This window comes from Pseudomonas sp. 34 E 7, assembly GCF_900005715.1.
GTDB lineage: Bacteria > Pseudomonadota > Gammaproteobacteria > Pseudomonadales > Pseudomonadaceae > Aquipseudomonas > Aquipseudomonas orientalis_A.
Genome location: NZ_CVTX01000149.1, coordinates 168,591 through 178,888, shown reverse-complemented (window position 1 = coordinate 178,888; position 10,298 = coordinate 168,591). Strand labels below are relative to the sequence as shown.

Annotated in this window: 10 protein-coding genes; 9 read left to right on the top strand and 1 reads right to left on the bottom strand. The window is 63.0% G+C overall.

Annotation, left to right across the window (positions count from 1 at the left end):
• The 7 genes from BFP96_RS17305 to BFP96_RS31820 all read left to right on the top strand — a co-directional run.
• On the top strand, positions 1-693 hold a 693-nt coding region (locus BFP96_RS17305), incomplete at its 5' end, for a FecR family protein (RefSeq protein WP_065936648.1).
• 117 nt (positions 694-810) lie between these two features.
• Positions 811-3,375 carry a TonB-dependent receptor gene (locus BFP96_RS17300; RefSeq protein WP_065936647.1) on the top strand — a complete coding sequence of 855 codons (2,565 nt, stop codon included), beginning with the start codon at positions 811-813 and terminating at the stop codon, positions 3,373-3,375.
• A 136-nt stretch (positions 3,376-3,511) separates the two neighbouring features.
• Complete coding sequence (locus BFP96_RS17295; RefSeq protein WP_065936646.1) at positions 3,512-4,120, top strand: biliverdin-producing heme oxygenase; 609 nt, start codon at positions 3,512-3,514, stop codon at positions 4,118-4,120.
• Positions 4,121-4,275: 155 nt separating this feature from the next.
• Positions 4,276-4,680: a YbaN family protein gene (locus BFP96_RS17290; RefSeq protein ID WP_065895110.1), complete on the top strand. Its 405-nt coding sequence runs from the start codon at positions 4,276-4,278 to the stop codon at positions 4,678-4,680.
• Positions 4,681-4,824: 144 nt separating this feature from the next.
• A complete protein-coding gene (locus BFP96_RS31830; protein WP_370671688.1) occupies positions 4,825-5,661 on the top strand; it encodes a cache domain-containing protein in 837 nt (278 codons plus the stop codon).
• Complete coding sequence (locus BFP96_RS31825) at positions 5,601-6,152, top strand: HAMP domain-containing protein (RefSeq protein ID WP_371914770.1); 552 nt, start codon at positions 5,601-5,603, stop codon at positions 6,150-6,152. Before BFP96_RS31830 ends, BFP96_RS31825 begins: the two co-directional genes overlap by 61 nt.
• A 27-nt stretch (positions 6,153-6,179) precedes the next feature.
• Positions 6,180-6,935 (top strand): methyl-accepting chemotaxis protein, encoded by a 756-nt coding sequence (locus BFP96_RS31820; protein WP_370671231.1) that lies wholly within the window; start codon positions 6,180-6,182, stop codon positions 6,933-6,935.
• A 123-nt stretch (positions 6,936-7,058) separates the two neighbouring features.
• Here BFP96_RS31820 and BFP96_RS17280 read toward each other — a convergent pair whose 3' ends face one another.
• Entirely contained in the window at positions 7,059-7,622 is a 564-nt protein-coding gene (locus BFP96_RS17280; protein ID WP_065896376.1) for an NAD(P)H nitroreductase, read from the bottom strand.
• A 139-nt stretch (positions 7,623-7,761) separates the two neighbouring features.
• Between BFP96_RS17280 and BFP96_RS17275 the strand changes: the two genes are divergently transcribed.
• On the top strand, positions 7,762-9,201 hold the full coding sequence (locus tag BFP96_RS17275; RefSeq protein WP_065895111.1) for a di-heme oxidoreductase family protein: 1,440 nt from the start codon (positions 7,762-7,764) through the stop codon (positions 9,199-9,201).
• Between the two features lie 31 nt (positions 9,202-9,232).
• Positions 9,233-10,297 (top strand): imelysin family protein, encoded by a 1,065-nt coding sequence (locus BFP96_RS17270; protein WP_065887554.1) that lies wholly within the window; start codon positions 9,233-9,235, stop codon positions 10,295-10,297.
• Position 10,298 lies beyond the last annotated feature (1 nt).

Here is a 10,298-nt window from a genome sequence, read left to right as displayed (position 1 = left end):
AAACCCCTGGCCACCGCTGCCGTGCTGCTGCTCGGCCTGTTCAGCTTCAGCAACCTGCCGGTTCGCCTGCAGGCCGACCACCTCACCGTGGTCGGTGAGCGCCAGCGTCTGCAACTGGATGACGGCTCCAACGTACTGCTGAACACCAATTCGGCGTTTTCCAGCCGTATCCAGGATCACCAGCGCATCGCCCGCCTCTACCAGGGTGAAGCGTTTTTCGACATCGCTCCCGCCCGTGGCCTGCCGCTGGAAATCGACGCCGGCCCGGTGCGCGCCAGCGTGCGCGACACCGCCTTTGCCGTGCGCTATCTGGACGGCGAAGCCCAGGTGCAAGTGCAACGCGGTGATGTCGACCTGAGCAATACCTTCGACGACGCCCGGGTGCGCCTGAGTGCCGGCCAAAGCATTCGCGTCGGCCCCAAGGGCTTTAGTCAGCCGGCCAAGCTGGACGCCGGCAAGGACCTGGCCTGGGTCCAGGGCCGACTGGTGTTCGAAAACTGCCCGATGAGCGAAGTGCTGGCGGAGTTGCGCCGCTATTACCCGGGCTGGATCGTCAACACCAACGACAAGCTCGCCAGCGTCGCCGTCACCGGAAACTATCGCCTCGACCAACCGTTGGACGTGGTGCGTTCCCTGGCCCACATCACCTCGGCCAAGCTGTCGGAATACCCGGCGCTGGTGATTTTGAACTGAATGAGAAATATTTTTACTCGATGTTAACCGGCGATACGTCTCGTTATAGCCAATGCAACTGATTCCTATTTGGTTTCGGTTCGCAACTATAAGATTCGTATTTCCGGAGCGCTCTCGATGTCCTCTCGTTTCAACCGCCGGTCTTGTTCCCCCGTTCTGTCCTTGCTGACCGCCGCCATCCTGATGGCCGGCGTGCCGGCAATGGCCGCCACTGCCGCCGAACCTGCACCGCGCAGCCACGGCAACTACCACTTCAGCATCGAACAGCAGCCGCTCGTGGCGGCGCTGAACGCGTTTACCGGCGTGACCGGCTGGCAAGTCGGCCTGCCGGCCGAGTTGGGCCAGGGTGTGTCGTCCCCGGGCGTGCGCGGTGCGTTGTCGCCGGAGAAAGCGCTGGAGCGGCTGTTGGTGGGGACCAACCTGAGCTACCGCAAACTGGGCAACAACAACATCGTCCTGGAAAAACGCGCCGCCGGCAGCGCCCTCAACCTGCAGCAAGTGACCATCAGCGCTACCCGTACCGAGCAGGCTGTCGACAGCGTACCGAGCATGGTCAGCGTGCACGACCGCCAGGAACTGGACCGCCAGAACGTCAACAACAGCCGTGAGCTGGTGCGCTACGAACCGGGCGTGTCCGTGGGCGGCGCCGGCACCCGCTCGGGCAACGCGGGCTATAACATTCGCGGTATCGACGGCGACCGCATTCTGACCCAGGTCGATGGCGTGGAAGTGCCGGACAGCTTCTTCAACGGCCCTTACGCCAAGACCCGGCGCAACTACGTCGACCCGGAAATCGTCAAGCGCGTGGAGATCCTGCGCGGCCCGGCGTCGGCCCTGTACGGCAGCAGCGCCATCGGTGGCGCAGTGAGTTATTTCACCCTCGACGCGGATGACATCATCAAGCCCGGCCAGGACGTCGGCGCGCGCCTGAAAACCGGCTACAGCTCCGCCGACGAAAGTTGGCTGACCTCCGCCACCGTCGCCGGCCGCGTGCAGGATGTCGACGGCTTGCTGCACCTGAGCCAGCGTAACGGCCACGAAACCGAATCCTATGATGGCAACAACGCCACCGGCCTCGCCCGCACCGGCGCCAACCCGGAAGACGCGCGCACCACCAACGTGCTGGCCAAACTGGGCTGGAATTATGGCGACGACAACCGTCTGGGCCTGACCTACGAAAAATACAAGGATGATCGCGACGTCAACCTCAAGAATGCGGTAGGCGGCCCGTTCATTGGTGGCCGTGGTTTCAACCTGTACCGTGACCGTCGCGGCAACGACACCATTACCCGCGAACGCTTCGGCCTGGAAAACAGCTTTGCCCTTGAGTCGCCGGTCGCCGACCGCATCAAGACCAGCCTCAATTACCAGATCGCCAAGACCGACCAGACGACCGCCGAAATCTATCAGTCCGGCCGCCGTGTCTTGCGCACCCGCGACACGCTGTACGAAGAAAAGCAGTGGGTCTTCGATGCACAGCTGGACAAGGCCTTCAGCCTCGGCGACACCGATCACCAGGTGACCTACGGCACCACCCTCAAGCAGCAGAAAGTCACAGGCTCCCGTGAAGGCGGCGCCACCTGCCTGGCGGTCGGCAGCGGCTGCACCGCCATCGGCGCGCCGAGTCCTTCGGCCAGCGACAGCGTGAAGAAAGCCAGCGACTTCCCCGACCCGACCATCAACACCTATTCGCTGTTCGCCCAGGACCAGATCACCTGGGACAATTGGACCTTCCTGCCCGCCGTGCGCTACGACTACACCCGGCTCAAACCCAAGCTGACCGAAGAATTCCTCAGCACCGTGAACCCCACCGGAGCGGACACAGTCGACGGCAAGGACAAAACCTGGCACCGCGTCACGCCCAAGTTCGGCCTGACCTATGCCCTGACCGATCAGTACACCTGGTTCGGCCAGTACGCCGAGGGTTTCCGCACCCCGTCCGCCAAAGCGCTGTATGGCCGCTTCGAAAACCTCAACCTGGGCTACACCGTGCAGCCCAACCCCGACCTCAAGCCGGAAACCAGCAAGGGCATCGAGACCGGGCTGCGCGGCAAGTTCGACGAAGGCTCGTTCGAGATCGCCGTGTTCTACAACAAGTACCGCGACTTCATCGACGAAGACAACGCAGTGGTCGGCGGTACCGTCGAACAGTTCAAGGCCGTGAATATCAAACGCGCCACCGTCAAGGGCGCCGAAGCCAAGGGCCGCCTGAACCTGGATGCATTCGGCGCGCCGCAAGGCCTGTACACCCAAGGCGCGATCTCCTACGCCCATGGCCGCAACAACGACAACGGCGAGCCGCTCAACAGCGTCAACCCGCTCAAGGGCGTCTTCGGCCTGGGCTACGACCAGGACAACTACGGCGGCCTGGTGAGCTGGACCCTGGTCAAGAAACAGGATCGCGTCGACAGCAGCACCTTCCACGCCCCCGACGGTGACACCAGCGGCCCGTTCAAGACGCCGGGCTTCGGCATTCTTGATCTGACCGCCTACTACAAGGTCACCAACGACGTGACCGTCAACGGCGGCATCTACAACCTCACCGACAAGAAGTACTGGAACTGGGATGACGTGCGCAGCTACGACAGCGTCGGCGAAGCCGCAGTGACCGGCCCGGCCAACCTTGATCGGCTGACCCAGCCGGGACGCAACTTTGCGATCAACCTGATCTGGGACATCTGACGAAACCTGCCGCACCTCGCCGCAATGATCGTGCGGCGAGGTGAGGATTTTTTACTGTGCCGCGTCTCCCTGTTCGTCTAGTTGATAACCGCTCTCTTTAGAGCCACAAGGCGCTACCCCCCTCAAGGATTTTTTCATGACCGCATCTCCTACCGCAGAACGTCCAGCCCTGCGCTCCCAGCGCCTGAACCAGATCACCCATGAGCCGCACGCCAAGCTCGACGCACTGGTCAAGGCGCACGCCCCGTTTGAGACCCAGGCCAACTTCGCCCGCTTCGTGGTGGCGCAGTACCTGTTCCAATCGGAGCTGGTCGCGCTGTACAACGATGCCGAATTGAACCGGATCATCCCGGACCTGGCCGAGCGCTGCCGCGCCGAAGCGGCCAGGCTTGATCTGGGCGACCTCGACACCGACGTACCGGCGCCGGTTGCCGGTGCCGTGAACAACCCGGACAAGGCCCAAGCCCTGGGCTGGCTGTTCGTCTCCGAGGGCTCCAAACTGGGCGCCGCGTTCCTGATCAAACGGGCCGTGGGCCTGGGCCTGAGCGAGACCTTCGGCGCCCGCCACCTGGGCGAACCGGCGGGCGGTCGCGCCGAGGGCTGGAAACGCTTCACTCGCATCCTCGACGGCCTGCAGTTCAGCGCCGAAGAAGAAGCCGCGGTAGAAAAAGGCGCCATCGATGCGTTTGTACGCTTCACCGTATTGCTGGAACAGGCGTACGCTACGGCCCCTGAACTGGCCTGACCTACTGATTGAAGTGCAATCAACTGTGGGAGGGGGCTTGCCCCCGATGCGCTGTGTCAGCAAAGAATTGATTGACTGATACACCGCTATCGGGGGCAAGCCCCCTCCCACAGTTGGAACGCATTTCACATTGTTTTTCTGTGATAACCCTACCTATGACCGGCAAAACCCAATCCACCTCCAGGATCGCGCAGATACTCTACGGCCTGCTGGCCTACGTCAGCCTGGGGATCGGCCTGGTGGCGATTGTCATACCGGGTTTGCCCACCACCGAATTCATCCTGCTGGCCGCCTGGGCCGCGACCAAAAGCTCACCGCGCCTGAGCGCCTGGCTGGAAAACCACCGTCTGTTCGGGCCGATCCTGTTCAACTGGCGCAATGGCAAGATCATCGCGCGCCGGGCCAAAGTCAGCGCCACCGTGAGCATGCTGCTGTGCGCCGTCCTGATGCTGGTGATGCTCGACCATGGCTGGCCAATCTATCTGGCGATTGCCGGGATGAGCCTGGGCAATCTGTGGATCTGGTCGCGCCCCGAACGCTTGGCCTCCACGCCCCCGTAAACGCCACCGCTCTTCGATTTATCTCATGAATACCCCACCTGTGCCGATAGTGCAGGTAGCGTCAAATGGACTTGGCCATACGAGTGAGTAATCGGCTCTGCTTGTCCGCTTGCATTCTAATAAGTAAAAATGCGAGTAAACGCCATGTTCAACGCAGTCTCCATCCGATTGAAAATCGTGCTGTTGTCCGGTCTTTGCCTATTGGGCGTAATTGCGCTGATAGTCGGTATCAACCTCTACGAAACCAACCAGAACCACAAACTGATCAGCGCGTCGAGCTCGCGGACGCTCACTGCCAGCGTGCAGGACCTGCTGCAGACCAAGGCCGCCGAACAGGCCGCGTACGTGCAAAAAACCTTCAGCGAAAGCCTGATGGCCGTCACCGCCCTCGCCGACCAGGTCAAGGACCTGCACACCATGGGCACCCGGCACTCGATCGACGCAGCGACCTTGCGCGAAGCGCTCAACCAGAGCACCAAGACCACCTTCGAACGCAATACCAAGGTCCTGGGCGTGTGGCTATCCTTCGACCCCAACGCCCTGGACGGCAAGGACAGCGACTTCATCAACGACACCGCCCGCGGGTCCAACGACGCCGGACGCTTCTCCATTTACTGGACCCGCACCGGCGGTGCAGGCGCGAACTCGGTGATGGCGGAAGCGGACCTGGTCAAGACCTCTACCACCCTCAGCGGTACAGCCGGCGACATCTGCCAGCGGGAAAGACGAGGCACCTGCCTGCTGGACCCGTATGAAGACAACGTGGCGGGCAAACCCATGTTGATGACCAGCATTTCCCTGCCCTTACTGATAGACGGCAAGGTGCTCGGCATTGTCGGTATCGATATTGCGCTCAACGCCCTGCAAGCCTCGGCCGACGCCGCCCAGCACGAGCTGTTCGACGGCGCGGGGCACCTGGCTTGCTGGCAGCCTATAGCGGCCAGCCGGACAAGATCGGCAAGAACATCGGCGATGTGTTGAGCGTCGAGGGTAAGGAGGTCATGCAACTGTTGGCCAGTGGCCGCCGTGAGATTCTTCAACAGGATGATGTGATCCGGGCCGTCTACCCGGTCAAGCCGATTGCCGAGGCCGCAACGTGGGGTGTGGTCATCGACCTGCCCAAAAAGGTGCTGCTTGCCGACTCGATCAAGCTGCAGGACTTTCTCGATAAGGCCCAGGCCAGCGGCACCCTCAAGGCCCTGCTCGTCGGAGCCGCCGCCGCGCTGTTCGGTTTGCTGCTGATCTGGCTGACCGCCACCGGCGTGACCCGGCCCATCAATGGGGTGGCGGCCATGCTCAAGGACATCGCCAGTGGTGACGGCGACCTGACACAGCGCCTGACCTACACGAAGAAAGATGAACTGGGCGAACTGGTCAGTTGGTTCAACCGCTTCCTCGACAAGCTGCAACCGACCATCGCCCAGATCAAGCAAAGCATCACCGAAGCGCGGGTCACGGCCGATCAGTCTTAGGCGATCGCCCGTCAGACCAGTGAAGGCATGCAGGTGCAGTTCCGCGAAATCGATCAGGTGGCCACCGCGTCCAATGAAATGAGCGCCACCGCCCATGAGGTGGCCAACAGCGCATCCAGCGCCGCCAACGCGGCACGCGAGGCGGACCAGGCAGCCCGTGAAGGCACGTCGATCATTGAGCAAAGCACCCACGACATCACCACCCTCGCCGAAGAAGTCAGCAAGGCCGTGGCGGAAGTGGAAGCCCTGGCGGTGAACAGCGAGCAGATCGGCTCCGTGCTGGAAGTGATCCGCAGCATTGCCGAGCAGACCAATCTGCTGGCCTTGAACGCCGCGATTGAAGCCGCACGCGCAGGGGAAAGCGGGCGAGGCTTTGCAGTCGTGGCCGACGAGGTGCGCAACCTGGCCAAACGTACCCAGGATTCGGTGGAACAGATTCGCCTGGTGATCGAGCGCATTCAGACCGGCACCCGCGGCGTGGTGGCGACCATGCATTCCAGCCAGCATCAGGCCCAGAGCAATGCCGGGCAGATCCATCAAGCCGTGCAGGCACTGGGCAAGATCAGTGACGCCGTGACCGTGATCAGCGACATGAACCTGCAGATCGCCAGTGCCGCCGAAGAGCAGAGCGCGGTGGCCGAAGAGGTCAATCGCAACGTCTCGGCGATCCGCACCGTGACCGAAACCCTCACCGGCCAGGCCACCGAATCGGCGGCCATCAGCAGCCAGCTCAACGCCCTGGCCAGCCAGCAGATGAAGTTGATGGATCAGTTCAGGGTATAAGAAACAGGGCAGGTCCAATGTGGGAGGGGGCTTGCCCCCGATAGCGGTGTATCAGTCAATAAATGGGTGGCTGACACACCGCATCGGGGGCAAGCCCCCTCCCACATGTTGACCGCGCGCCGCTTAAAGACCGGTCCAGGCCTGGACGAACGCCGCAGCATCCTCCTTCGGTGCCGTGCGCGGCGGGTTTTGCGGCGTGCCCAGGTACAGGAAGCCGATCACTTCTTCATCTGCGCTCAGCCCCAGCCCTTTGGCCACATGGGCCGAATAGGACAACTCACCGGTGCGCCACACCGCGCCAATCCCCTGGGCATACGCCGCCAGCAGAATGCCGTGAGCGGCGCAGGCGGCTGCCAGCAATTGTTCGGACTTCGGCACTTTGAAATGCTCCTGCAGGCGCGCAATCACCACCACCACCAGCGGCGCTCGCAACGGGCCGTTCTGAGCCTTGTCGATAGCGGCTTGCGGGGCTTCGGCATCCTGCAACCGCGCGGCTTCGGCCAGCAACGTGCCCATGCGCTCACGGGCCGGGCCTTCCACGGTGAGGAAACGCCACGGGCGCAACTGGCCGTGGTCGGGCGCGCGCATGGCGGCGGCGAACAGCACATCGCGCTGCTCCTGGGTCGGTGCCGGTTCCAGCAAACGCGGCACGGAAACACGGTTGAGCAAAGCGTCGAGAGCCTGCATTGGCCACCTCCAGAAAAAAATGTACGGTCATTCTAGCGGAATGCATCGGGCCGCCACCAAACGATAATTGCTCTTATTCAAACTGCCCTGCCCTGTTAGACTTTGCCACCGGATTTTTCGCCTTCGTTCAGGAAACTCGATGTTCCGTTCGCTACTACGCCTGTGCGCAGCATTGATGGCCCTGGGCCTGACTGCCTGCGACGACGCCCCAAGGTTCACCCAGGCTGAGCCGGGTGAAGCACGGGCCGGCGGCGCGGCGACCGTGAACAAGCGCGACCAGAACGCGTTCTCCCTGCCCTCGGCCAACCTGGCGCCTACCCGCCGCCTGGACTTCAGCGTCGGCAACAGTTTCTTTCGCAGCCCTTGGGTGATCGCGCCCTCGACCACCACTGCGCGTGACGGCCTGGGCCCGCTGTTCAATACCAACGCCTGCCAGAACTGTCATATCAAGGACGGCCGGGGCCACCCACCGCTGGCCGATGCGCCCAATGCCGTGTCGATGCTGGTGCGCCTGTCCATCTCCCCGCCTGCTACAGAGCTGGCGCCTTACGCCAAACTCATCGAACAGCTTGGCGTGGTGCCCGAGCCGGTCTACGGCGGCCAACTGCAGGACATGGCCGTGCCGGGTGTGGCGCCGGAGGGCAAGGTGCGCGTCGATTACACACCGGTCAACGTCAGATTCAAGGACGGCACGGTGGTCGAGCTGCGCAAGCCCGAGCTGCAGATCACCCAGCTTGGCTACGGCCCGATGCACCCCGACACGCGCTTTTCTGCGCGCATCGCGCCGCCGATGATTGGCCTGGGTTTGCTCGAAGCCATCAGCGACGCCGACATCCTGCGCAACACCAACCCGAAAACCGCCGACCGTGAAGCCATCGTCGGCCGGGCGAATCAGGTGTGGGATGACGCCGAGCAAAAGACCGTTTTAGGGCGCTTTGGCTGGAAAGCCGGGCAACCCAACCTCAATCAACAAAATGTTCACGCATTTTCCGGTGATATGGGCCTCACCACGTCCCTGAGACCCTTCGATGACTGCACCGGCGCCCAGGTGGCCTGCAAACAGGCACCCAACGGCAACGGCCCCGAGGGCGAGCCGGAAGTCAGCGACAACATTCTGCGCCTGGTGCTGTTCTATACGCGTAACCTCGCCGTGCCGCTGCGCCGCGACGTCGATGCGCCGCAGGTGCTGGCCGGCAAGAACCTGTTCTTCCAGGCCGGCTGCCAGGGCTGTCACAAGCCGACGTTCACAACGGCGGCCAACGCCTCCGAACCCGAACTGGCCAATCAGCTGATCCGCCCCTACAGCGACTTGCTGCTGCACGACATGGGCGAAGGCCTCGCCGATAACCGTACCGAATTCAAGGCCGGTGGCCGCGACTGGCGTACCCCGCCGTTGTGGGGCATCGGCCTGACGCAAACCGTGAGTGGTCACACCCAGTTTCTGCATGACGGCCGCGCCCGCAACCTGCTTGAAGCCGTGCTCTGGCATGGCGGCGAGGCGCAAGCGGCGCAGCAGCATGTGTTGTCATTCAACGCCGAGCAGCGCGCCGCGTTGCTGGCGTTCCTGAATTCTCTATAAGCTTTGCCCCAATTACAGAAGGGAGCTCGACATGTTCCGTCCCAAGTTGTTGTTCACCAGCCTGGCCGCCCTTGCCCTCGGCGCCTGCTCGCCCCAGGACCCGCAAGCGGTAACCTCGGCAGCCATCGCCAAGCAAGTCATCCTGCCGACTTACAGCCGTTGGGTTGAAGCCGACCGCCAACTGGCGGTCAGCGCCCTGGCCTATTGCCAGGATCAAGAGAGCCTGGACACCGCCCGCGCCGACTTCCTCCACGCGCAAAAAGCCTGGGCCGAGTTGCAACCGCTGCTGATCGGCCCGCTGGCCGAAGGCAACCGCGCCTGGCAGATCCAGTTCTGGCCGGACAAGAAGAACCTGGTGGGTCGCCAGGTCGAGCAACTGGTCAGCGCCCAGCCGCAGATCGATGCGGCCGCCCTCGCCAAATCCAGCGTGGTGGTGCAAGGCCTGTCGGCCTATGAATATATCCTCTACGACGCCAAGCCCGACGTCGCCGACCCGGCCCAGAAAGCCCGCTATTGCCCGCTGCTGATGGCCATCGGCGAACGCCAGAAAGCCCTGGCCGAAGAAATCCTGGCCAGCTGGAACAGCACCGACGGCATGCTTGCGCAGATGACCAAGTTCCCCAACCAGCGCTACGCCGATTCCCACGAAGCCATCGCGGATCTGCTGCGCGTGCAAGTCACCGCCCTGGATACCCTGAAGAAAAAACTCGGCACGCCGATGGGCCGCCAGACCAAGGGCATCCCGCAACCGTTCCAGGCCGATGCATGGCGCAGCCAATCGTCCCTGCAGAGCCTGGAAGCCAGCCTCGCGGCGGCCCAGACCGTCTGGGTGGGCGTCGACAACAAAGGCCTGCGCGGGCTGTTGCCGGCCGATCAGAAAGCCCTCGCCGACAAGATCGACGCCGCCTATGCCGCGTCCCTCAAACTGTTCGCCAGCAACCAGCGCACCCTCAACGAACTGTTGAACGACGACGCCGGGCGCCAGCAGCTCAACGACCTCTACGACAGCCTCAACGTGGTCCATCGCCTGCACGAAGGCGAGCTGGCCAAGGCGCTGGGCATCCAACTGGGCTTCAACGCCAACGACGGTGACTGAT

Bases quoted from the DNA above. Each gene is read 5' to 3' on its own strand.
- BFP96_RS17270 (WP_065887554.1), top strand. From the start codon at position 9,233: ATGTTCCGTCCCAAGTTGTTGTTCACCAGCCTGGCCGCCCTTGCCCTC.
- BFP96_RS31820 (WP_370671231.1), top strand. From the start codon at position 6,180: ATGCAGGTGCAGTTCCGCGAAATCGATCAGGTGGCCACCGCGTCCAAT.
- BFP96_RS17295 (WP_065936646.1), top strand. From the start codon at position 3,512: ATGACCGCATCTCCTACCGCAGAACGTCCAGCCCTGCGCTCCCAGCGC.
- BFP96_RS31830 (WP_370671688.1), top strand. From the start codon at position 4,825: ATGTTCAACGCAGTCTCCATCCGATTGAAAATCGTGCTGTTGTCCGGT.
- BFP96_RS17290 (WP_065895110.1), top strand. From the start codon at position 4,276: ATGACCGGCAAAACCCAATCCACCTCCAGGATCGCGCAGATACTCTAC.
- BFP96_RS17280 (WP_065896376.1), bottom strand. From the start codon at position 7,622: ATGCAGGCTCTCGACGCTTTGCTCAACCGTGTTTCCGTGCCGCGTTTG.
- BFP96_RS17275 (WP_065895111.1), top strand. From the start codon at position 7,762: ATGTTCCGTTCGCTACTACGCCTGTGCGCAGCATTGATGGCCCTGGGC.
- BFP96_RS17300 (WP_065936647.1), top strand. From the start codon at position 811: ATGTCCTCTCGTTTCAACCGCCGGTCTTGTTCCCCCGTTCTGTCCTTG.